Source organism: Paraburkholderia sp. GAS82 (assembly GCF_050436285.1).
Taxonomy (GTDB): Bacteria; Pseudomonadota; Gammaproteobacteria; order Burkholderiales; family Burkholderiaceae; genus Paraburkholderia; species Paraburkholderia phenazinium_B.
In genome coordinates this window covers 430,431-453,598 of record NZ_JBNDLX010000006.1, presented here as the reverse complement: position 1 = coordinate 453,598, position 23,168 = coordinate 430,431, and the positions used below count along the sequence as shown (strand labels likewise).

The 23,168-nt window shown below is 63.0% G+C and carries 22 protein-coding genes; 13 read left to right on the top strand and 9 right to left on the bottom strand.

Features of this window, described 5'->3' with window-relative positions:
* Positions 1-122 precede the first annotated feature (122 nt).
* From P3T17_RS21265 to purT, 3 genes are all read right to left on the bottom strand, one after another.
* Positions 123-503 carry an MliC family protein gene (locus tag P3T17_RS21265; RefSeq protein WP_429408786.1) on the bottom strand — a complete coding sequence of 127 codons (381 nt, stop codon included), beginning with the start codon at positions 501-503 and terminating at the stop codon, positions 123-125.
* Positions 504-546: 43 nt separating this feature from the next.
* Positions 547-759: a DUF6726 family protein gene (locus P3T17_RS21260; protein WP_429408785.1), complete on the bottom strand. Its 213-nt coding sequence runs from the start codon at positions 757-759 to the stop codon at positions 547-549.
* A 103-nt stretch (positions 760-862) separates the two neighbouring features.
* Entirely contained in the window at positions 863-2,077 is a 1,215-nt protein-coding gene (gene purT / locus P3T17_RS21255; RefSeq protein WP_429408784.1) for a formate-dependent phosphoribosylglycinamide formyltransferase, read from the bottom strand.
* 156 nt (positions 2,078-2,233) lie between these two features.
* Between purT and P3T17_RS21250 the strand changes: the two genes are divergently transcribed.
* Positions 2,234-2,779, top strand: coding sequence for an META domain-containing protein (locus P3T17_RS21250; RefSeq protein WP_074265389.1), 546 nt, complete (start codon positions 2,234-2,236; stop codon positions 2,777-2,779).
* Positions 2,780-2,861: 82 nt separating this feature from the next.
* Positions 2,862-6,446: a DNA translocase FtsK gene (locus P3T17_RS21245; RefSeq protein ID WP_429408783.1), complete on the top strand. Its 3,585-nt coding sequence runs from the start codon at positions 2,862-2,864 to the stop codon at positions 6,444-6,446.
* 6 nt (positions 6,447-6,452) lie between these two features.
* Here the strand turns inward: P3T17_RS21245 and P3T17_RS21240 are convergent, their stop codons facing one another.
* On the bottom strand, positions 6,453-7,733 hold the full coding sequence (locus P3T17_RS21240) for a lactonase family protein (RefSeq protein ID WP_429286262.1): 1,281 nt from the start codon (positions 7,731-7,733) through the stop codon (positions 6,453-6,455).
* A 262-nt stretch (positions 7,734-7,995) separates the two neighbouring features.
* On the opposite strand from P3T17_RS21240, the gene P3T17_RS21235 reads away from it, so the two are divergent.
* Positions 7,996-8,148 (top strand): DUF3096 domain-containing protein, encoded by a 153-nt coding sequence (locus P3T17_RS21235; protein ID WP_074265391.1) that lies wholly within the window; start codon positions 7,996-7,998, stop codon positions 8,146-8,148.
* Positions 8,149-8,280: 132 nt separating this feature from the next.
* Here P3T17_RS21235 and P3T17_RS21230 read toward each other — a convergent pair whose 3' ends face one another.
* Complete coding sequence (locus tag P3T17_RS21230) at positions 8,281-8,526, bottom strand: hypothetical protein (RefSeq protein ID WP_074266160.1); 246 nt, start codon at positions 8,524-8,526, stop codon at positions 8,281-8,283.
* 251 nt (positions 8,527-8,777) lie between these two features.
* Here P3T17_RS21230 and P3T17_RS21225 point away from each other — a divergent pair, with 251 nt between their 5' ends.
* The gene (locus P3T17_RS21225) at positions 8,778-10,826 is read left to right on the top strand and encodes a glycoside hydrolase family 15 protein (RefSeq protein WP_429408782.1); all 2,049 of its coding nucleotides are present in this window, start codon (positions 8,778-8,780) and stop codon (positions 10,824-10,826) included.
* Between the two features lie 182 nt (positions 10,827-11,008).
* Entirely contained in the window at positions 11,009-12,286 is a 1,278-nt protein-coding gene (locus P3T17_RS21220) for a polyhydroxyalkanoate depolymerase (protein ID WP_074265393.1), read from the top strand.
* A gap of 121 nt (positions 12,287-12,407) precedes the next feature.
* On the opposite strand, the gene P3T17_RS21215 is transcribed toward P3T17_RS21220, so the two are convergent.
* Entirely contained in the window at positions 12,408-13,040 is a 633-nt protein-coding gene (locus P3T17_RS21215) for a TetR/AcrR family transcriptional regulator (protein ID WP_074265394.1), read from the bottom strand.
* A gap of 275 nt (positions 13,041-13,315) precedes the next feature.
* Between P3T17_RS21215 and rsxB the strand changes: the two genes are divergently transcribed.
* The 3 genes from rsxB to P3T17_RS21200 are packed head-to-tail and all read left to right on the top strand — an operon-like array spanning position 13,316 to position 15,347.
* Complete coding sequence (rsxB, locus tag P3T17_RS21210; RefSeq protein WP_429408781.1) at positions 13,316-14,209, top strand: electron transport complex subunit RsxB; 894 nt, start codon at positions 13,316-13,318, stop codon at positions 14,207-14,209.
* Between the two features lie 15 nt (positions 14,210-14,224).
* A complete protein-coding gene (gene nth / locus P3T17_RS21205; protein ID WP_074265395.1) occupies positions 14,225-14,869 on the top strand; it encodes an endonuclease III in 645 nt (214 codons plus the stop codon).
* A gap of 43 nt (positions 14,870-14,912) precedes the next feature.
* Positions 14,913-15,347: a DUF1841 family protein gene (locus tag P3T17_RS21200; RefSeq protein WP_074265396.1), complete on the top strand. Its 435-nt coding sequence runs from the start codon at positions 14,913-14,915 to the stop codon at positions 15,345-15,347.
* 170 nt (positions 15,348-15,517) lie between these two features.
* Here P3T17_RS21200 and P3T17_RS21195 read toward each other — a convergent pair whose 3' ends face one another.
* A complete protein-coding gene (locus tag P3T17_RS21195) occupies positions 15,518-15,901 on the bottom strand; it encodes a c-type cytochrome (protein ID WP_074265397.1) in 384 nt (127 codons plus the stop codon).
* Between the two features lie 59 nt (positions 15,902-15,960).
* Complete coding sequence (locus P3T17_RS21190; protein ID WP_074265398.1) at positions 15,961-16,329, bottom strand: c-type cytochrome; 369 nt, start codon at positions 16,327-16,329, stop codon at positions 15,961-15,963.
* A gap of 339 nt (positions 16,330-16,668) precedes the next feature.
* Between P3T17_RS21190 and P3T17_RS21185 the strand changes: the two genes are divergently transcribed.
* From P3T17_RS21185 to P3T17_RS21165, 5 genes are all read left to right on the top strand, one after another.
* Positions 16,669-17,511 (top strand): AAA family ATPase, encoded by an 843-nt coding sequence (locus tag P3T17_RS21185; RefSeq protein WP_429408780.1) that lies wholly within the window; start codon positions 16,669-16,671, stop codon positions 17,509-17,511.
* A gap of 83 nt (positions 17,512-17,594) precedes the next feature.
* Positions 17,595-18,770 (top strand): vWA domain-containing protein, encoded by a 1,176-nt coding sequence (locus P3T17_RS21180; protein ID WP_429408779.1) that lies wholly within the window; start codon positions 17,595-17,597, stop codon positions 18,768-18,770.
* 73 nt (positions 18,771-18,843) lie between these two features.
* Entirely contained in the window at positions 18,844-20,064 is a 1,221-nt protein-coding gene (locus tag P3T17_RS21175) for a benzoate/H(+) symporter BenE family transporter (protein WP_429408778.1), read from the top strand.
* 236 nt (positions 20,065-20,300) lie between these two features.
* Entirely contained in the window at positions 20,301-21,254 is a 954-nt protein-coding gene (gene tal, locus P3T17_RS21170; protein WP_074265402.1) for a transaldolase, read from the top strand.
* Positions 21,255-21,456: 202 nt separating this feature from the next.
* Entirely contained in the window at positions 21,457-21,876 is a 420-nt protein-coding gene (locus P3T17_RS21165; protein WP_429408777.1) for a VOC family protein, read from the top strand.
* Between the two features lie 77 nt (positions 21,877-21,953).
* On the opposite strand, the gene P3T17_RS21160 is transcribed toward P3T17_RS21165, so the two are convergent.
* Positions 21,954-23,105, bottom strand: coding sequence for an FUSC family protein (locus P3T17_RS21160; RefSeq protein ID WP_429408776.1), 1,152 nt, complete (start codon positions 23,103-23,105; stop codon positions 21,954-21,956).
* Between the last annotated feature and the right edge of the window lie 63 nt (positions 23,106-23,168).

The following is a 23,168-nucleotide window of genomic DNA, read 5'->3' as shown; positions in this document are numbered from 1 at the left end:
CGGAAACCGGTGGGCGCGCCGAACAGCTTACTACCTGAGAGAAAAATCTGCGCGCAGATCGGCAATGGCTTGGGGTGATGCGGCCTCGCGGCCAGGGTGGCCGACTATCAAGCGGTCAGGCTCTAGCGCACGATCGTCACGCAGTCCGACAGAATCGGCGGCGCATTCTCGCCCGCCGTCGCGTCGTACAGATCGGCGCGCGGACCTTTGGTCCACCAGGTATAGCTGCCAGCCTGGTATTTCGCCCCGGAGCCCGAGAGCGTGTTGACAAACAGCATCGACTGGCCTTTGACGGGCACGAGCGCGAAGCTCTGCCCATTCACTGCGTTCCAGTAGGTGACCTGCAGGATTTTGCCGGTAGCGCAGGTGTACTTGTGGGTCTGCGGGTTTTTCGGCTGGATCTGGGCGAGACTCAACGGCGCCGCCGAAACCGGAGCGATCGCCCCCGCCATCTCCAGCAGCCCAGCCAGCAAACCCGTTACCGCAACGAGCCGTTTCCTCATTGGATTCCTCGCCTGGCTGTCAGCCGTCTGGAAGGGTTGCCGTTCAGGGATCGATGACATCGGCGCACGCGTCGGTCGGCGCCGCCGCGACGTGGCCGACCACCGGCACGATTTTCAATCCGGCAGAAGCGACGCGGCACGGCGCGGCGGCAAGACCGCAACCCGCCAGGCCCGCGCACAGCGCTGCCAGCACGCCCAGCGCTCCGAGGCGGCCCACCCGGCGAAGCCGCTCAATCTTGCGGGTGTCTGACTTCATGGGTACTGCTCCTGCCTTCAATACTGCAACTACGTGCGCGCCTGCGGGATGCGTGGCGTGCGAGTTACCGCGCTCACTGTGACAGACGAGCGCGCGTTCCAGCTTATTTCGCCGACACCGGATGCACCGCGGCAGCAGCCTGCTTCGCACGTGCCCGGGCTTCGTCGGTATTCGCGCCGGTGGCGAGCGCCACGCCCATACGCCGCTTGACGAAGCTCTCGGGCTTGCCGAACAGCCGCAGATCCGCATCGGGCACGGCCAGCGCCGCAGCTACACCTTCGAACGCGATACCGGCTTCATCCAGGCCGCCGTAGATCACGGCTGACGCCCCCGGCGCACGCAGGGATGTGTCGACCGGCAATCCGAGGATCGCCCGCGCATGCAGCTCGAATTCCGACAGACGTTGCGAGCACAGCGTCACGAGTCCCGTGTCATGCGGACGCGGACTCACTTCCGAAAACCATACGTCATCGCCGCGCACGAAAAGTTCCACGCCGAACAGGCCGCGGCCGCCGAGCGCCTCCGTGACTTTGTGGGCGATCTCACGCGAACGCTCGAGCGCGACCGGGCTCATCGGCTGCGGTTGCCAGGATTCGACGTAGTCGCCCGCAACCTGCACGTGGCCGATCGGATCGCAGAAATACGTGCTCGTTTTGCCCGTTGCCGGATCGATCGCGCGCACCGTCAACTGGGTGATTTCGTACTCGAAGTCGATAAAGCCTTCGACGATCACCCGCCCATGATTGACGCGGCCGCCGGCCATCGCGTATTGCCATGCCGGTTCGACGTCGGCGTCGCTCCTGAGCACAGACTGGCCTTTGCCCGACGACGACATCACCGGTTTCACGACGCACGGATAACCGACCTTCGCGATGCCCGCCTTGAGTTCCTCGAGCGAGTCCGCAAACGCGTACGGCGAAGTCGGCAAGCCGAGTTCTTCGGCCGCCAGACGCCGGATGCCTTCACGGTTCATCGTCAGTTGCGTGGCGCGCGCGGTGGGAATCACTTCGGCGAGACCGTCGGACTCGATGGCGGCGAGCGCGTCGGTGGCGATGGCTTCGATTTCCGGCACGATCAGATGCGGCCGCTCCTGTTCGACCAGCGCGCGCAGTGCGGCGCGGTCGGTCATATCGATCACATGGGCGCGATGCGCGACCTGATGACCCGGTGCGTTCGGATAACGATCGACCGCGATCACTTCAACGCCAAGGCGCTGTAATGCAATGATCACTTCCTTGCCCAGCTCGCCCGCGCCGAGCAGCATCACGCGCGTCGCCGAGTTAGAAAGCGGGGTGCCGATCCGTTGGCCGATCTGCATGGGGTCTCCAGAAAAATGTCGGATGAGATGGAATGGGTAGATCAGCAATGTTAACATGCGCAACCTCTGCACCGGGCGCGCAGCGACGAGCGCTCGCGCGCGGCATCCTGAGTGCGTTACCCTTACGCCTTTGCCAGTTTGAAGAGGACCGACGCCATGATCAAAACGTCTTCAGCGCGACGTGTTGCGCGTCTCGTTGCCGCGCTGCCCGCACCGCTTTTCACCGCGCTGGGCGTTGCCACCCTGCTGGCCGCCTGCTCGATGCCCACGCATCCGGATTCCAAGGCGCCGCCGCCCGACCCGTTCAACCCGGCGGCAACGCAGTTGCTCGACGACACCTCATGGGATCTCAGCAGCTGGAAGCAGGCCGACGGCACGATGCGCGCCGTCCCGGGTGCCGACAGCGGGGCGCCGATCACCCTCATGCTCTCGACGGCCACCGGCCAGCGGCGCGCCAGCGGTTTCTCCGGTTGCAACCGTTATATGGGTACCTACGGACTGAAGGACGGCAAGCTGAGCTTCGGGCCGCTCGCCGGAACGCGGATGGCGTGTTCGACGCCCGGCGGCCAGATTGAAGGCGATTACCTCGACGCGCTGGCGCACGTCGCCCGTACCGGCGTGCAGATGCGCGCGCCGCAGGAAATGCAACTGATCCTCGAAGACGGCGACAAGTTGACGTTCGCGCGGCACGACGGCAAATGAGGCTGTCTTCGAAGCGTTACGCTTCCCCGGTTAAACTCGGTGGGTTGCGTCTTCGCGGATCCCTCATTCGTTGATGTCTAGCATGCACACGGTAGTTTTCGGCTGGTTCGGCGTGTCGGCCGTCTGGTTTATCTCTCTTCTGTTGCGTCTCGCAAAGTCTGTGCTGCCAGGCGGTGCCGGGCTGCGCGGGCCCGGCACGATCCGGCTTTGGCTCGGCTTTATCGGCGTGCTCGTGGCGAGCTCAACGCTGGAAGCGTTGCTGCCCGCTTCGGCGGGCACGGACGGCTTCGGGCATGCGCTGGCGGCGGGTTTCGGCCACCTGCTCGGGCATATCGGCACGCCGCTCGTGATGCTCGGGGTGCTGGTCGTGAGCCTGCCGTGGTTGATCGGTTTTCGTTGGAGCCGCGTCGCGCGCTGGGCGGACGGTGCATTTGGTCTTGGCCTCGGCTTGAACCGCGGACTCGCCAAACGCGACGAGGACGCGCGCCGGCGTAGTAGCGCCGACGATACGTTGCCTGCTTATGCGTCGACACCGGCCAATCCGATGGCCCCGAAGACCAAGGGGCGCTACGCGCGGCCGACGGTATGGCGGCCTTCTGCGGCACGCGGTGCGGCAGCGGGGTCCGGTGCGGCAGCGGGTGGCGTGGGTGCCGTGGGCGCGAAGGATGCGGTGGCCGCGGATGCGCGCGGAAACGCAGCGTCTGGTAGCGCGGCCTGGCAAGCGAGAAGCACGGGACGGCGTGGACAGGCAGCGCCGGCTGATAGCGCTGGCGCGATGCGCGTAGGCACGCCGGGTCGGCAAGCTGGCGTCCGGAGCGCGGCGGCCGAACCTGTCGCGCCAGCCGGATGGCTGCGCGAGCCAGGCAATGCGGTGCGCGGTACGGCACCGGTTCGGAGTGGGCTGCCGGCGACACCGGCGGCTGGTGCTGGTGCTGGTGCTGGTGCTGGTGCTGGTGCTGGTGCTGGTGCTGGTGCTGCAACGGGCGTCCCACGGGCATTCGACTCCAGCCGGGCTATGCCTGATGCAGCAACCGGGTCAAGGCCGACCCCGAACCGCTCGCCGTCAATACAGCCCTTCACGACGCCCGTGCCCACCAGCATGCCGCCGGCGGTGCCGCGCAACGCGACGCCGACCGTTTCCATCCCAACCCCGCGGCCCATGGCCGGTGCGGCACCCACCCCGCAACATGCGGCCGCTTCGGGTGCACGCTTGCCGAGCACACCCGGTTTTTCCCGGCCCGCGGCAGCGGCGGAGCACGTCACGCCGCCCGCCAGCGTGCAGGAGACCCTACGCAGCATCGAAGAGAATGCGGCACGCTGGACGACGATCGCAGGCGTGAGTCTCGCCCGACGCAGCCCGGAAAACGTCAGGATCAGCACCGATGCTGACATGCCCGTCGACGAACCTGCGGTTAGTCCGACGCCAGCGTCGGGGGCAATCCCCATCGGCACATCCTCTGCGCGACCCGATAGGGAAGCTGCTGACAGTCGAGCTGATGTTGGCGCACCGGCCGCCACTTCCCCAGAGCCTGTCGCACCCGTGGAAGTGCCGAAGGCTGCGCCGATGTCCGCTCCGCTCGAAGTGCAACCGCGCGCGTCGACCTCGGCATTGATCGAAGCCGCTCTGCCCGACCAGCAAAGCATCGCAAAGACGCCGCCAGCAAACATCGACCACGCGAGCGCGGCAAGTGCGGCACTCGCGCCGGCCGCCGACCTCATCGTCGACAAATCGCTAGCGCCATGGGAAACGGAAGTTGACACCGACGCCGACCCTCGCTCCGATACGTCGAGTGCGTCTGAACACGTCGTGGCCGAACCGGCGCCTGCTCCTGTTGCATCGAACGTCGTCCGCTTCCCCGGCTTTGCCGCAGCGAGCGTCGGGAGCAGCGCGAGCGCCGCATCGCATGGTAGCCAGGCACCATTCGACACGACCGCCGACGACTTCGAAGACACGCCCTTCGATCACCACGCCGCCCCACGCATCGCCTCACATCTCAACGAAGATGAAGGCGAAGACGACGACCAACCCGACAACCCAATCGCCCCCGCCGTTGCGGCAGCCGCGGCCACGGCCGCTGCCCCGTTCACCCTCCCACGCAGCGAACCGGCCAACGAACCCGTAGCACCTCGGCCACCGGTAAGCGGCCACGCGCCAACCGTATTCGAGTTCCACGCCCCGGCCGCATCCCGCGTCGAACTGCCGACCCTCGATCTGCTCGCCCGCGCCGACACGGACGTCGAACCCGTCTCCGAAGAAAAGCTCGCAGAAACCGGCTTGCTGATCGAACAGCGCCTGCAGGAATTCAAGGTGCCGGTAACCGTGGTCGGCGCTTCGGCCGGCCCGGTGATCACCCGCTTCGAAGTCGAACCCGCGCTCGGTGTGCGCGGCAGCCAGATCGTCGGACTGATGAAGGACCTGTCGCGCGGCCTCGGCCTCACCTCGATCCGCGTAGTCGAAACGATCCCCGGCAAAACCTGCATGGGTCTCGAGCTGCCAAACGCGAAGCGCCAGACCATCCGGCTGTCCGAAATCCTCGAAGCCAACGTCTACCAGCACTCGCATTCGATGCTCACGCTCGCCATGGGCAAAGACATCACCGGACATCCCGTGGTCGCCGATCTGGCGAAAGCACCGCATATGCTGGTGGCCGGCACGACCGGTTCGGGCAAGTCGGTGGCGATCAACGCGATGATCGTCTCGTTGCTCTACAAGGCCACGCCCGAAGACGTGCGGCTCATCATGATCGACCCGAAGATGCTCGAGCTGTCGGTCTACGAGGGCATTCCGCATCTGCTCGCACCGGTCGTCACGGACATGAAACTCGCCGCCAACGCGCTCAACTGGTGCGTCGGTGAAATGGAGAAGCGCTACCGGCTGATGTCGGCCGTCGGCGTGCGCAACCTCGCGGGCTTCAATCAGAAAATCCGCGATGCCGAAGCCAACGGCAAAAAGCTCGGCAACCCGTTCTCGCTGACGCCCGAAGCGCCCGAACCGCTCGCAGCGCTGCCATTGATCGTGGTTGTGATCGACGAGCTGGCTGACCTGATGATGGTGGCCGGCAAGAAGATCGAAGAACTGATCGCCCGTCTCGCGCAGAAGGCGCGCGCAGCCGGCATCCATCTGATCCTCGCGACGCAGCGTCCCTCGGTCGATGTGATCACCGGCTTGATCAAAGCCAATATCCCGACCCGGGTCGCCTTCCAGGTGTCGTCGAAGATCGACTCACGGACGATTCTCGACCAGATGGGCGCCGAGTCGCTGCTCGGTCAGGGCGACATGCTGTTCCTGCCGCCTGGCACCGGCTATCCGCAACGCGTACACGGCGCATTCGTCGCCGATGAGGAAGTGCACCGGATCGTCGAGTACCTGAAGCAGTTCGGCGAGCCGCAATACGAGGAAGGGATTCTCGACGGCCCCACCTCCGACGGCGCCACCCAGGACCTGTTCGGCGATGTGCCCGATGCCGAAGCCGACCCCCTCTACGACGAAGCGGTCGCCTTTGTGGTGCGCACGCGGCGCGCATCGATCTCGTCGGTGCAACGCCAGTTGCGCATCGGCTATAACCGCGCAGCGCGGCTGGTGGAACAGATGGAGGCAGCGGGCCTCGTGTCGTCGATGGGCATCAACGGCAGCCGCGAAGTACTCGCGCCAGGGCCCGCCGAGTAAGCAGACTTACGACGGCGACACCAGCTTGAAGTCAACCGGCGAGCCGATGTCGATGCGCTTGGGATTCGCCTCGAGCAAACCAGTCTGCTGATCGCGCCTGAACACATACGCGGTATCGCTGTTCTGGTTACCGACGATCAACCAGTTGCCGGTCGGATCAATGGCAAACTCGCGCGGCGATTTACCGAGACTCGACTGGCGTCCGATCAGTTTCAGATGCCCGTTGGCTGGATCTACCGAGAAGATCACGATCTCGTTCGCGTCGCCACGGTTCGTCGCATAGAGAAAACGTCCATCCGGCGATAGATGGATCGCCGCCGCCCCCACCTGCCCCTTGAAGCCGTGCTCGGTGAGCGGCGACACCTGCAACTGCGTCAGCCTGCCGTTGTCGTAGCGGAACGTGGTGACGGTCGCTGCCAGTTCGCTCGTCAGATACGCGTATTTGCCGTCCGGCCCAAACACCAGATGACGTGGACCGCTGCCGGCCTTCACATCCGTATAACGCCACTCGGTGGGTCCGAAGAGACCGCGGCTGCCGTCGGGCGTATAGCGGTACGAATACAGCTTGTCCGCGCCGAGGTCCTGGGCGAACAGATACTGGCCATCGGGCGAGAACACCGTGGAATGCACATGCGAGTTGTCCTGGCGCCCTTTCACCGGACCGCCGCCCTCATGGTGCACGGTCAACACCGCCTGCCCCACCTGGCCATCGCCCTGCAGCGGGAACACCGCAAAGCTGCCGCCGGGGTCGGCCGCCACCGAGTAGTTCGCCGTCAGCAGATACTTGCCGTCCGGCGAGATCTTCAGATAGCACGGGTCGTTGCCCTCTGCCGACACCTTGTTGAGAAACGTCAGTTGCCCGCTCGCCGGATCGAAACCGAACGCGCTGATGCCGCCGCGTTGCGAGGCCGGACCGTTGTCGCCCGGCAGTTCGTTGACCGAATACACATGACGGCGGTCGCTGCTCACGACCAGATACGATGGATTGACCGTCTTCGCAACCGACACCGGAGTCGCGTCGCCGGTCTTCGTATCGAACCGGTAGACGTAAATGCCTTCGCTCTTGCCGCCCGTGTAGGTGCCGACGATCATGTCGTAGACACCGTCGGCCGGTGCGGGTCCGGCATCCTGCGCGAACGCCTGTGAAGCAACAATCGAAACCATAAGCACGAAACCTTTTATTATCGAATGGGCAGACCGCGACGATGGCGCGAATGCGGCCTTCCTGGCGGACTGAAACGACGGCTGATGCGTGACGCTTGCAGCGGCTTGGGCACTACGATGCATGTCGACCTCCTGGACATCGGGTTATCAGGTTTTGATCGTGTCACTGGTCTGCCACGCGGTCTGGAACACCCGGTTTAGAAACGCCCGGTTCGGGAACGCCTCGTTCCAGGTGTTTTTATTGTGGGGGCAAGTATAGAAGATAGAAGCAAAGCGTCGAGCCGGATCGCGCAGCCCGCAGGCTCGCTCCGGTGATGGCGGGTGGCGCATCCTGCCGCCCGATGAGAATTCCCTCTTACAGCTCTCTCAACCACCCGGAGTCTCCATGAACGTGACCTTTAGTCTCGGCCCGCTTGTTTCGCTAATTGCCGGCATTCTGATTCTTGTGATGCCGCGCCTCCTGAACTACATCGTCGCGCTCTATCTGATCATCATCGGCATTATCGGGATCTTCGGCGTAGGGGCGTCACACTTCTGATGCATCCGGGTTTTGATTCCGGCGCTGTGTCTGCGTAAGCGATCTGATCTGCGGGTGACCGGGCAAAGCTACCCCCTGCCTCGGGTTACCTGTGGGGCTTACCGTGGCAATCAACGGGGTGTATCCCCAGCTTCAACCGTGGGCAAGTTGCTCGAGGCGCAGCCTTCCCTGCAGCGACAGGCCACCAACGGCATAATGGCCCTCACCCTTCTGGTAGTGCCTGAAGCAGGCGCGCTCGATCAGGAAGCAAACGGCAGCCTGCATCCCGTTGCGTGAGAGGCCCAGACGGCTGGCATCGAGGGCAAGCATGGAATCGTCAGCGAGTTCGCTGGCGGCCGAGAGAATGGTGATGCAATCGGATTTCGACGGGTTCAGCATGGCTTTCGTCCTCGAAAACAGCGTTTGCGTATGCAATGGACCGACGTACCCGGACCTGCGGCAAGATCCTTGCTCATTTACCGAAAATCCAATTGTAAGCATCGTTATCCCAGAATGCCAAGACGGATTGTCCGCAGGGCTTGCTGAACCAAAGTGCATGACGCAGGTCCGGTAATAACATCGTCCCGGCGCGCGCGAGGCGCACGCTTTACGCCTTGCTTACGCCGCTCAAACCGCTTACCCAGTCATCTATGCCCGCTCTTATCGAAGACTATGCTCTCGTCGGCGACGGTCACACCGCCGCCCTGATCTCCCGTGACGGCTCCGTCGACTGGCTCTGCTGGCCACGTTTCGACTCGGGCGCCTGCTTTGCCGCACTCCTTGGTACCGAAAAGAACGGCCGCTGGCTGATCGCACCGGCCTCTCCAGAGACTGACGGAGCCGAGGAGTCCGAGGAGGCCAAAGGGACCAAAGGGGCCGAAGGTTCTGAAGGCTCCGGCAAATCCTCCAGCTCGTCCAGATCCGGCAAACCGGAGACGCCTGCGAAGATCACCCGTCGCTATCGCGGCGAGACGCTGATCCTCGAAACCGATATCGAAACCGCCGACGGCGCGGTCACGGTGATCGACTTCATGCCACCCGGCAACGGTTCGTCGGAACTGGTCCGGATCGTGGTGGGCCGCCGTGGCAAGGTGCGCATGAAGATGGAACTGGTGCTGCGCTTCGATTACGGCTTTTCGATTCCGTGGGTCAGCCGTCTGAAGCACGACAGTGGCATCAAGGCAATCGTCGGGCCGGACACCGCCGTGCTGCGCACGCCCGTCGAACTGCACGGCGAGAATATGCACACCGTCGCCGAGTTCACCGTGTCGCCGGGCGAACGGGTGCCGTTCTCACTCGCGTATTCGCCGTCGCATCTGCGTTTGCCTCCCGCCCACGATCCGCACACCGCGCTCGCGCGAACCGAGAACCACTGGCGCGAGTGGTCGGCGCGCAACACGATCGAAGGCAAGTACGCCGAGCCGATCCGCCGCTCGCTGATCACGCTGAAGGCGCTCGCCTACGAACCGACTGGCGGCATCGTGGCCGCTCCTACCACGTCGCTACCAGAACACCTGGGGGGCACGCGCAACTGGGATTACCGCTATTGCTGGCTGCGCGATGCCACCATCACGCTGCTGGCCATGATGCGCGGCGGCTACTTCGACGAAGCGCGCGCATGGCGCAGCTGGCTCGCCCGCGTGATGGCGGGAGCGCCCGAGCAGTTGCAGATCATGTACGGGATTGCCGGCGAGCGGCGCCTGCCGGAATTCGAAATCGACTGGCTGCCTGGCTACCAGGGCGCGAAGCCGGTGCGCGTCGGCAATAACGCGGCCGGCCAGTTGCAACTCGACGTCTACGGCGAAGTCATGAACGCCCTGCATCTGGCGCGGGTGGGCGGCCTGCAGGCCGACGACACCGCATGGAACGTGCAGTGCGAGATGCTCGAACATCTGGAAACCATCTGGCAAGAGCCCGACGAAGGCATTTGGGAAACGCGCGGTGGCCGCCAACATTTCACCTTTTCAAAGGTGATGGCGTGGGTAGCGTTCGACCGCGCCATCAAGTCCGCGGAAATGTTCGATCTGGACGGTCCGGTTGACCACTGGCGCGCGATTCGCGACCAGATCCACGCCCAGGTCTGCGAGAAAAGCTGGAACCCGACGCTCAACGCGTTCACCCAGGTCTACGGAGGCGACGAGCTCGACGCGAGCGTCCTGCTGATCGCGCAGGTCGGTTTCCTGCCGCCGTCGGACCCGCGTGTGGCGGGCACGGTCGCCGCGACGGAAAAGTATCTGATGCGCGACGGCTTTGTGATGCGCTACCGCACCACGGAATTCGACGACGGCTTGCCGCCCGGCGAAGGCACTTTCCTCGCCTGCAGCTTCTGGATGGTGGATAACCTCGCCATGCAGGGCCGCGTGGCCGAAGCTGAAGAGATGTACGAGCGGCTGCTCGGGCTGGCTAATGATGTCGGCCTGCTGGCCGAGGAATACGACCCGGCCGAGAAGCGCCTCGTTGGCAACTTCCCGCAGGCGTTTTCACACGTGGCCCTGGTGCACACTGGCCTGAACCTCATGAAACACGAACAGGAGATGGCGAAGGCGACCGGACAGCCGTCGCATGATGGGGAGTCGCAGAATGCGCCGTCGCCAAATGCGCCGTCTCAAATTGCGGCGGCGCATAACGGCAGCGAGATCGACAAACTTGACCCTGCGGCAACCCCTGATAGCGGCGCAGCAACATCGCCCGTACCATGAGTTAATGACGTTTTAGCTACCAGGAGGCGTCGCATTGCTGCGTTGCACAAAAATACTTTGTCCGATATCATCAAGCGAGACTCTTGGCCGATAATCAAGCGCCTACAACCACAACGGCCCGCTGCAACGCGAAACGCGTGTTTGCGAAGCCCCATGCGAATCGCCCCAACGCCGGAGCACCCATGCTCTATCAACTGCATGAATTCCAGCGGGCTCTGCTCAGCCCGCTGACCGCCTGGGCCCAGGCCGCGTCGAAATCCTTCGCGAATCCGGCCAGCCCTCTCGCCTATGTCCCGGGCGCCACCCGTCTTTCCGCTGGTTACGAACTGCTCTACCGGCTCGGCAAAGACTACGAAAAACCCGAATTCAACCTGCATCAGATTGTTAAGGATGGTCATAACATCCCAATCATCGAGCAGACCATCATTGAAAAGCCGTTCTGCCGTCTGCTGCGCTTCAAGCGTTTCGCTGACGACAGCGCCGCTGTCAGTCAACTGAAAGACGAGCCGGTGGTCCTGGTATGCGCGCCGTTGTCCGGCCACCACGCCACGCTGCTGCGCGATACGGTGCGCACCCTGCTGCAAGACCATAAGGTGTACATCACCGACTGGATCGATGCGCGCATGGTGCCGCTCGAAGAGGGCAGATTCCAGCTCGACGATTACGTTGCTTACATTCAGGAATTCATCCGCCACATCGGCGCGAAAGATCTGCACGTCATCTCCGTGTGTCAGCCGACCGTACCGGTGCTGGCTGCCATCTCGCTGATGGCGAGCCGCGGCGAAGACACGCCGCGCACCATGACGATGATGGGCGGCCCGATCGACGCGCGTAAGAGCCCGACCTCGGTGAATTCGCTTGCCACGCAGCACTCGTTCGAATGGTTCGACAACAACGTGATCTACACGGTGCCGCCGAATTATCCGGGCGTAGGACGCAAGGTTTACCCGGGCTTCCTGCAGCACACGGGTTTTGTAGCCATGAATCCGGAGCGCCACGCGGCCTCGCACTGGGATTACTACCAGAGCCTGATGCGCGGCGACGAAGAAGACGCCGAAGCACACCGCCGCTTCTACGACGAGTACAACGCCGTGCTCGATATGGACGCCGAGTACTACCTCGACACGATCCGCGTGGTCTTCCAGGAATTCCGCCTCGCCGAAGGTACCTGGGATGTGGCCGGCGAGCGCGTGAGGCCGCAGGACATCAAGAAGACTGCCCTCTTCACGATCGAAGGCGAGCTCGACGACATCTCCGGCGACGGCCAGACGCGCGCCGCGCAGGATCTGTGCAGCGGCATCCCGCCGGCGCACAAGCAGCATTTCACGGCGGAAAAGTGCGGCCACTACGGCATTTTCTCGGGCCGCCGCTGGCGCACCATCATTTATCCGCAGCTGCGCGACTTCATCCTCGCGCACAACAAGGCGCCGAAGACCGCGAAGGAAAAAGTCGAAGCCTGAACACAACGCAGCATGGCGGCCTTGCTGAAACCGGGCCGCCACGTCGAAAGTTGTGTGCGCATCAAATGTGAAGCAACGGCCCCTGCGGGGGCCGTTGTCGTTTGGAAGCGAACTCTGGCGTTTAGCGCCTAAGCAGATACGCGAGCAGCAGCTCGGTGTTCATCTGCACGACTTCGCTGCGCTCCGCGGGTGCGCTGAAATCACGGGCGAGCGTCGCTTCCAGCGTGTAGCGGTTCGACACGATGTAGTAGCCCATGCCCGAAAGGGTGACGTAGAAGCGCAACGGGTCGACATTGGTTCGAAACAGGCCTGCTCGCTGACCACGCTCGAGAATGCCACCGAGTGTTGCAACAATCGGCGAGATCATTTCCCGGATGCGCGTGGACTTCTGCATATAGCGCGCTTCATGCAGATTCTCATTATTCACAAGACGCAGCAGCTCCGGATGATCCCGGTAGTAGTCCCACACGAAATGCGCAAGCCGCGTAATGGCCTCGACCGGCGCAATGCCGTTCAATTCCAGCGTGCGTTCCGCCTCGTTTAACGCGCCGAAGGCATGTTCGAGCACAGCCGTAAATAGCTGCTCCTTGCTACCGAAGTAGTAATAGAGCATGCGTTCATTCGTTTCAGCTCGGCGGGCGATCTGGTCGACGCGTGCGCCGAACAACCCACCATTCGCAAACTCCTCGGCGGCCGCGAGCAGGATACGGCGCCGGGTGCCTTCAGGATCTCTTTTGATTTTGGGCTGATTCATGGTGGCATTATCGTGAGCCGCGTTATCCGGATCGTGCCGCCGGCCTCTCCTCGGGCCTTGCACCGACAGCACTAAACGGGCTGGTTGGGGGACACCCTTCTGCGGTCTTTCGGAAAAGCGCTTTGATTATGGCACATGGTTTGGTAATGGCAATCGGGGAAATCGGCGATAATGAAGCAATTTCCCTAAGCTTGATTGAGTCAGCCAATTCGCGCGGCTCCCGACTGTCGGCAAGCGCCTGTGGCGGCCCGCCGGCCAGTCTTACCGTCTTCACTGTGACCGATTCCATAACACTCGCAGATCGCATCGAAGATCTGCTTCCCCAGACACAATGTACGAAGTGCGGCTACGCAGCATGCCGGCCGTACGCCGAAGCTGTAGCCGTTGGCACAGCGAACTACAACCAGTGCCCGCCAGGCGGCCACGAAGGTGTCGCGCGGCTGGCCGCCCTGCTCGGCAAGCCGGTCATCCCCCTCAATCCCACTAACGGCATCGAACGGCCGCGGCCGGTTGCCGTCATCGACGAGAGCCTGTGCATCGGTTGCACGCTATGCATGCAGGCGTGTCCGGTGGACGCGATTCTTGGTGCACCGAAGCAAATGCATACGGTCATCGAGGCGCTGTGCACGGGCTGCGACCTGTGCGTCGCGCCCTGCCCGGTCGACTGCATCGCCATGCTGCCCGTCACCGGTGAGGCGACCGGATGGGATGCCTGGACATCGGGCGAGGCCAACGCCGCTCGCGAACGTCACGACCGCCGCGAAGCGCGCCTCGCGCGCGAACGCGATGCCGCCGAAGCACGCGCAGCGGCCCGCCGTGCCGCGGGTGGTACCTCGGTCAGCGCTGCCGCTCAGGCGTCCGCTGACGGCACTGCTGCGTTGACCGATGCCTCCGCGCCGGCTGCCGCCGACGACCCCGAAGCCAAAAAACGCGCGATCATCCAGGCCGCGCTCGAACGCGCGCGCAAGAAAAAGGAAGAGCTCGCCGCAAAAGGCGCCGGTCCGCAAAACGTGGAGCGCGTGAGTGCCGAGGTGCAGGCGCAGATCGACGCTGCCGAAGCGCGCCGCCGGCGCCTCGGTATCGAAGATAACGTTGCATCCGGTAACGAAGCCAATGAACCGACGCAAGCGGCCAAAGCCGACCCGATCGCCCGTACGCCTAAACCCTGACCTATCCGCCCCGGTATGAACGCGAACAAACGCCGCGCCATCTACGAGACGCTTCAGAGCCTCAACCCGCATCCGACAACCGAACTTGAGTACACCACACCGTTCGAACTGCTGATTGCGGTGATGCTGTCGGCGCAAGCTACCGATGTGTCGGTCAACAAGGCGATGCGCAAGATGTTCCCGGTTGCGAACACGCCGCAGAAGATCTTCGATCTGGGCGAGGACGGTGTGGCCGACTACATCAAGACCATCGGGCTCTACCGGACCAAAGCGAAGAACGTCGTCGCGACCTGCCGGATTCTGCTCGACCAGTACGGCGGCGAGGTACCGGACGACCGCGAAGCGCTCGAAAGCCTGCCCGGGGTGGGTCGCAAGACGGCCAATGTGGTGCTGAACACGGCCTTCGGCCATGCAACGATCGCCGTCGATACGCACATCTTTCGGGTTGCGAATCGAACCGGGCTGGCACCGGGCAAGGATGTGCGGGCAGTAGAAGCGGCGCTGGAGAAGTTCACGCCAGCCGAATTCAGGCAGGACGCGCATCACTGGCTGATCCTGCACGGGCGCTATGTCTGCAAGGCGCGTCGGCCTGAATGCTGGCACTGCGTGATCGAGCCGCTGTGCGAATTCAGGCCGAAGACTCCGCCGCCGGATCTGTGAGATAGTCGTATCTCGCACCCCTCACCACCGTTTTCAGTCCACGATGTTCAATCCCAGCCGCGACGAAGTCCGAAGCTTTTTCACCGAGACCTGGCGCAAGCAGCGCGAAGGCACGATCCTGACGCCGCTCGAGGCAATTGCCGCCGACTGGATCGTCGAGCACCCCGAATACCACACCGAACTCACGGATGGCGAAGCCGCATCCGCTCAGGACTACTCGCCTGAACGCGGCCAGAGCAACCCGTTTCTGCATCTGTCGATGCATCTGGCGATCAGCGAGCAACTGTCGATCGATCAGCCGCCTGGCATCCGCGCCGCACATGAGCGGCTCGTGGGCCGCCTGGGCTCAACCCACGATGCACAGCACGCCATTATGGAGTGCCTCGGCGAGACGCTGTGGGAGGCGCAACGCACCGGCACACCGCCCGACACGGACGCCTACCTGCAGCGCATCGAGCGCCGCGCGTCGCGCGACTGACGCGGGTCGACTGTCGGGCGTCGACAAACGCGCGTCTCGCGTTGGCACGTCGACCGGCCCCAGACACGTCATTCAAGCCCCTCGTTCAACCGCCCCAAAGCGAAACACCCCGCCAAGGCGGGGTGTTTCCGTTTTCACATCAGCAAAGCACGCCGCGAGGCGCGACGTGCTTACTTCTTCTCGACCAGGTCGCCACTCAGCGACTCGACATACGCCGCGATGTCCTTCATGTCGCTTTGCGACAGACTCTGCACCTGCGCCTGCATGATCGGGTTGTTGCGGCCGAAGTGCGGGTTGCCGTTGCCCATCTGATACTGGCGCAGCGCCCAGTACACGTAGTCGGCATGCTGACCGGCAAGCTTCGGGTACTCCGGGCTGACCGGCTTGTTCAGGTTCACGCCGTGGCAAGCCGCGCAGTTGTGCGCGTCGGCCAGCACCTTGCCGTTGCCGGCGTCGGCGGCATACGCCACGTTGGCTGCGGCCAGACCGAGCAATGCCGTTGCTGCACAGGCAGCCTTGAACATCGTATGGAGTGCCAGTTGAGGCTTCTTCATGAATTCTCCTATCCCGCGAAAGTAAATAGCCGAGTGACTGGATGGATGACCGCAGCCGATCACTTGTCGGGATTGTTTTTCGAAGCGGAGGTCTGCGCCGCGTAGTACGCAGCAATGTCGGCGATGTCCTGATCCGACAGCGACGTGGCGATGGCGTGCATCGTTTCGAAGCGGCGGTCGCCTTTCTTGTACTCGTGCAGCGCGTTCTCGATGTACGTCTGATTCTGGCCACCGAGGATAGGCACCCGATAGACCTCTGGGTACGCCGTGCGGTAGTCAGGAATGCCGTGGCAGCCAATACACATCGAGACCTTACCTTGGCCCGCCTTGGCGTTGCCGACGATATCCGCTGCCTGCACGGTGGCCGCGTAGCCCGCTAGCACCGACAGCGCTGTGATCACGACGTGTTTGACGACGAATTTATTCATAGCATGTAACCTGGCTTGAGGGGAAACGGGCGCCCGAAAAGGCAACGGCCTGCACCATTATTCTTCTAAGGTTGCCACGCAGGCCAAAAAAATCGGGCTAATTGTACCGCGCCGCTGCGCGGGGCGTCCACAGAGCGGGGAAGCGCCAGCCGGCGGGGCAAAGCGCCCCGCGAGGCAAGCGCACTAAGGGCAAACCCGCACAAGACAAACCGCCGCACGCGGCCCGCCCACCGGGCCGCGCACCGGTAACCGGTGCGGGTGACACCATACGACAGCCCGAATCAGGCCAACAGGGCTTCTGACTTATACTGGAATTTTTCCCCGAAAGAGCGTCTCGTCATGCGTTTCGAAGGCTCATCGCAATACGTCGCCACCGACGACCTCAAGCTCGCGGTCAACGCCGCGATGACGCTGCAACGTCCGTTGCTCATCAAAGGCGAACCCGGCACGGGCAAAACCATGCTTGCCGAGGAAGTAGCGGCCGCACTCGGCATGCCGTTGATGCAGTGGCACATCAAGTCCACCACCAAGGCGCAGCAAGGCCTCTACGAATACGATGCGGTGTCGCGCCTGCGCGATTCGCAACTGGGCGACGAGCGCGTCAAGGACATTCGCAACTACATCGTCAAAGGCGTGTTGTGGCAGGCGTTCGAAGCGGACCAGCAGACCGTGCTGCTGATCGACGAGATCGACAAGGCCGACATCGAATTCCCCAACGACCTGCTGCGCGAGCTCGACCGCATGGAGTTCTACGTCTACGAGACGCAAGAACTGGTGCGCGCGAAGCACCGCCCGCTCGTCATCATTACGTCGAACAACGAGAAGGAACTGCCGGACGCATTCCTGCGCCGCTGCTTCTTCCACTACATCAAGTTCCCGGATCCGGTGACGATGCAGCAGATCGTCGAAGTGCACTTCCCCAACATCAAGAAAGACCTGCTGAGCGCGGCGATGGCGAGCTTTTTCGAACTGCGCAACGTGTCGGGTCTGAAGAAGAAGCCGTCTACCTCAGAACTGCTCGACTGGCTGAAGCTGCTACTCGCCGAAGACATTCCGCCGGAAGCGCTGCGCTCGTCGGACCATAAGCAGATCATTCCGCCACTGCATGGCGCGCTGCTGAAGAACGAGCAGGATGTGAGCCTGTTCGAACGGCTCATTTTCATGAACCGCAACAACCGTTGAACGGAGTGCGTGCGCCTGAATCACACGCGCACGCCTTGCGAAGGCGCACCGGCATCCGGGTGCGCTGAAGCGGAGGAAACCGCATGCTGATCGACTTCTTTTACTCATTGCGCGCGGCCAGGCTGCCGGTCTCCGTCAAGGAATACCTGACGCTGCTTGAGGCGCTCAAGGGCAACGTGATCGCGCCGTCGCTCGACGAGTTCTACTACCTCGCCCGTCTGACGCTCGTAAAAGACGAGCAGTATTTCGACAAGTTCGACCAGGCCTTTGGCGCCTATTTCAACGGCGTGGCGGCCAAATCCGAACTGGCGCTCGACGTGCCGCTCGACTGGCTGAAAAAGAAGCTGCAGCGCGATCTGTCACCGGAAGAAAAAGCGCAGATGGAAGCGATGGGCGGCCTCGACAAGCTGATGGAGCGCCTCAAGGAACTGTTCGAGGAGCAGAAGGAGCGCCACGAAGGCGGCAACAAGTGGATCGGCACCGGTGGCACGTCGCCGTTCGGCAACGGCGGGTATAACCCTGAGGGCATCCGCATTGGTGGCGACGCGGCGGGCAATCGCACCGGCGCCAAGGTGTGGGAAGCGCGCGCCTATCGCGACTACGACGATCAGGTGGAAATCGGCACGCGCAACATCAAGGTCGCGCTGCGGCGGCTGCGGCGCTTTGCGCGCGAAGGCGCGGCCGAAGAACTCGACCTGCCCGACACCATCCGCAGCACCGCGGCGAACGCCGGCTGGCTCGATCTGAAGATGGTGCCGGAGCGGCACAACAAGGTGAAAGTGCTGATGCTGCTCGATGTGGGTGGATCGATGGACGACCACATCAAGCGCACCGAGGAACTCTTCTCCGCGGCGAAGGCGGAGTTCAAGCACCTCGAGTTCTATTACTTCCACAATTGCGTGTACGACTTCCTGTGGAAAAACAACCGCCGCCGTCATGCAGAGCGCATGCCCACCTGGGACGTGCTGCACAAGTTCACGCCGGACTACAAGCTGATCTTCGTCGGCGACGCCACGATGAGCCCCTACGAAGTACTGCAGCCAGGCGGCTCGGTGGAATACAACAATCCCGAGGCCGGTGCGGTGTGGCTGCGGCGCCTCGCCGACCATTTCCCGCATCACGCGTGGCTGAATCCCGAGCCGGAAGGGCTGTGGGAATACCGGCAATCGGTGTCGGCGATCCGCGAAGTACTGGGCCATCGGATGTATCCTCTCACCCTCGCCGGTCTGGAGACCGCGATGCGCACCTTAAGCAAATGACTGGCGCAAACCAGCCGCGCCAATAAGCTGCACCCGCCAGACCTTCACCCATAAGAAAACTGAGACCTCCTGCATGAGTTCGCCCTCCTCCCCCGAGCTGTCCCCTCCGACCTCACGGCCCACGCGCCTGCGGCCGTTCGCGGACACATCGCTATCGACGCTCGTGGCCGGCTTTGTCGCGATGATGACGGGCTATACCAGCTCGCTCGTACTGATGTTCCAGGCAGGTCAGGCCGCGCATCTCTCCGATGCGCAGATTTCCTCGTGGATCTGGGCGCTTTCGATCGGCATGGCGCTCTGCACGATCGGCCTGTCGCTGCGCTTTCGCGCGCCGATCGTGATTGCATGGTCGACGCCAGGGGCCGCGCTACTGGTGTCGTCGCTGCCGCACGTGGCATATCCGCAGGCGATCGGCGCGTTTATCGTCTGCGCGCTGTTGCTCACGGTGGTGGGTTTGACCGGCTGGTTCGACACGCTGATGAAAAAGATTCCGGCCGGAATCGCCTCGGCGCTGCTGGCCGGCATCCTGTTCGAGATCGGCATCGAAATTTTTCGAGCCGCGCAATTCCAGACCACGCTCGTGCTGGCGATGTTCTTCACCTACCTCGTCCTCAAGCGCCTCGCGCCGCGCTATGCGATCGTGACGACGCTGGTGGTAGGCACCGCCGTGGCCGGCGGCCTCGGCCTGCTCGACTTCAGCCACTTTCATGTGGCGCTCGCGCAGCCCGTGCTGACCATGCCGGCGTTTTCGGTTGCGGCGATCATCAGCATCGGCATTCCGCTGTTCGTCGTCGCCATGGCCTCGCAGAACGTGCCGGGGATTGCCGTCTTGCGCGCCGACGGCTATACGACGCCGTCAGCGCCGTTGATCGCCACCACCGGCATCGCTTCGTTGCTGCTCGCGCCGTTCGGCTCGCACGGCATCAATCTTGCGGCCATTACGGCAGCCATCTGTACCGGCCCGGAGTCTCACGAGGATCGTAACAAGCGTTACACCGCCGCCGTCTGGGCGGGCGTCTTTTATCTGATCGCCGGCATCTTTGGCGCGACAATTGCTGCACTGTTCGCTTCGCTGCCCAAGGCGCTGGTGGTTTCGGTAGCGGCGCTGGCCCTGTTCGGCTCGATCATGAGCGGACTCGCCAACGCCATGCAGGATCTCAAACAGCGTGAGGCCGCGCTCGTCACTTTTATGGTGACCGCCTCCGGCCTGACCCTGCTGTCGATCGGCTCGGCATTTTGGGGCCTGGTGGCAGGCGTGCTCACGCAACTCGTGCTGAATGCGAGGCGGGCCTGAGCGAAAGCTGAGGCCAGGCGTGGCGAAGGCTGAAAGGATCGGCAAATGCACATGTAAAAGCCGCAGCGACCGATCCGCCATAGAATAGAAGTATCGGGCGGCATTCCCCGGCAATATCATGAGGAATGCCGCAGCGTGAAATGCTGCAGTCAGGGGCACCGGAGCATCCGCTCCAGTGGCCTTTGCGGCGACCTCCACCTTTTGGACTATTGCGCCTGTGCGCCTAAAGGCTCGACATGACTACCGCACTCGATCAACTCAAGCAATTCACGACCGTCGTCGCCGACACCGGTGACTTCCAGCAACTCGCCCAATACAAGCCGCAGGACGCGACCACCAACCCGTCGCTGATCCTCAAGGCCGTGCAGAAGGCCGACTACCGTCCGCTGCTGGAAAAAACCGTGCGCGATCACGCGTCGAAACCGGTGGGCGCGATCATCGACAATCTGCTGATCGCCTTCGGCACCGAAATCCTCAAGATCATCCCGGGCCGCGTTTCGACCGAGGTCGATGCGCGTCTGTCGTTCGACGTCAAGGCGTCGATCGAGAAGGGTCATGAACTGATCAAGCTGTACGAAGCCGCCGGCATCGGCCGCGAGCGGATCCTGATCAAGCTCGCGTCCACGTGGGAAGGCGTCCGCGCCGCGGAGCAACTGCAAAAGGAAGGCATCCACTGCAACATGACGCTGCTGTTCTCGCTCGCCCAAGCCGCTGCCTGCGCCGAAGCGGGCGCGCAACTGATCTCGCCGTTCGTCGGCCGGATCTACGACTGGTACAAGAAGAATGCAGGCAGCGCGTGGGATGAAGCGAAAGACGGCGGCGCGAACGATCCGGGCGTGCAATCGGTGCGGCGCATCTATGCGTACTACAAGAAGTTCGGCTACAAGACCGAGGTGATGGGCGCGAGCTTCCGCACACCGGGTCAGGTCCTCGAACTGGCCGGCTGCGATCTGCTGACCATCAGCCCGGATCTGCTGCAGAAGCTGCAGGACAGCACGGACAAGGTGGAGCGCAAACTGTCGCCAGAACTGGGCCAGAGCGGGAACATCGAACGCGTGCCGGTCGACGAATCGTCGTTCCGTTTCCTCGTCAACGACGAAGCCATGGCTACCGAAAAGCTCGCCGAAGGCATCCGCGCGTTCGCCGCCGATGCGGTCAAGCTGGAAAAGCTGATCGAAGAACTTCGCTAACTGCGTTAAGTACGCCTGAGCCATCCGGCCCTTCTCCAGGGACGGTCAACACGGCTTCGGCGGATTTCACCTGGTTTCACAAACAACGCCACGACAGACGACTACAATCGTTTGTCGTGGCGTTGTTTTGTCTGCCTCGGCAGCGGCTGCGTCGCGCGCGTGACCACTTTCGCAATCAGTTGCATGGGACAGGGAGACGACCATGGAAATCCAGCCTTACGTATTTTTTGAAGGCCGCTGTGAAGAAGCGCTGAGCTTCTACACCGACAAGCTAGGCGCCGAGTTGCAGTTCAAGATGCACTACAAGGACGCGCCGCCCAATCCCGACCAGACGCCCAATCCGAAGTTCGCCGACATGGTCATGCATGCCTCGGTCAAGTTCGGCTCGACCATCCTCATGATGTCCGACGACTGTATGAGCGAAAGCGTCACTCATGCCGGTTTCAGGCTGACTCTGACTGGCAACGACCTCGCCCACGCCGAGAAGCTGTACAACGCCCTGGCCGAAGGCGGCAAGGTCGACATGCCGTGGCAGGCCACTTTCTGGACCAAGGGCTTCGGCATGCTGACCGACAAGTTTGGGATCGGCTGGATGGTGATGGCCCCCGAACAACCCAACTGAGCACCCACTGAAAGTACGCGCCTGCCGCTGCCCGCTCAGGTGACGAGGCAGCAAGGCGAAGCGACGCCTCACACGGCTCAGCCTGGCTTCGCCGCGGCGACACGGGCGGTCGTGCCGTGCCGCTCGATATTCCAGTTAGGCTCCGTTTCGAGCAGCAAGGCCCGCAAGCGGTCGACCTGCTCGATCATCCGCTCGCCGAGCCAGTAAGGCCCCTGCAGTTCCGGGGCGAGGTGCTCAGGCAGCGTACCGCCCGGCACACGGGCCAGCACCACCTGAGGCGCCAGAAAACGCGCCGCACCGCCAAAACGCAGGCCGCGCGCCATCGCCAGCAGCATGGCGCGCACCGTGCGCGCTTCGGCACTGCATTGCCGGGAGAACGCCGCACGCGCGGCGATGTCCGCGTGCGCCAGCGCGCCGGTCGCCATCATTTCCAGCGCACTCAGCATCGAGCGGTGAACACGCTGGATCTCTTCCAGTTTCGCCTGCGGCACGCCGGTTTCCTTGGCTACCCAAGGCATCAACGGACGAAGCTGCACCAGCCGCGCGTTCAACTCCAGAAACGTCTTGATCTCTTCGTCTGCGTCAAACGGCGCACCGTTCACAAGGTGGGTGTACGTCCGGGCGCAGCCACGCAGATTTTCCGCGAGCCGGTAGCGCCATGAGTAAGTCGCATGCAATGGCAGCGCAAACGAGAACGCCAGTGCAATCGCAATACCGATCAGCACGTTCAGCGTGCGCCATAGGCCCGTGTCGATCTGATTGTCGCCATGGCCCGCGACGATGCACATCGTAATCGCCGTCAGCAGTCCGACATACCCTCCCTTGCCAATGGCGTACCATGCACAGATCCCCGCCACGACGGACATCAGCACGTAGGTCAGCCACAGCGAGCCGAGCAGATTCTGCTGCAGGATCAGCACGAGCCCAATGGTCGCGCCAAGCATCGTGCCGGCCGCCCGCTCGGTGGCCTTTTTACGAATGTTGCCGTGATGCTGCAAGCCGCCGATCACCACCAGCAGCGTCACCGACGACCAGATCCCATGCGGAATATTGATGCCGGTGGAGGCGAGAATCGACACCATCATCGCAAGGCCCACTCGCACGCTATGTAGCAGCTTGGCGTGCCGGTAACGGTAATACGGCGAGGTGATAACCCTGAGGATGCGGCTCGCGCTCGAGCGGCGCGGCATCACGGGATCGCGATCGGAATCAGAATCGGCAGAGGACATGGTCGCGCGAAATCGGAAGCTGCGATGTAGCTATCCTGCACCAAAATGCAAAACGCCCGCAAT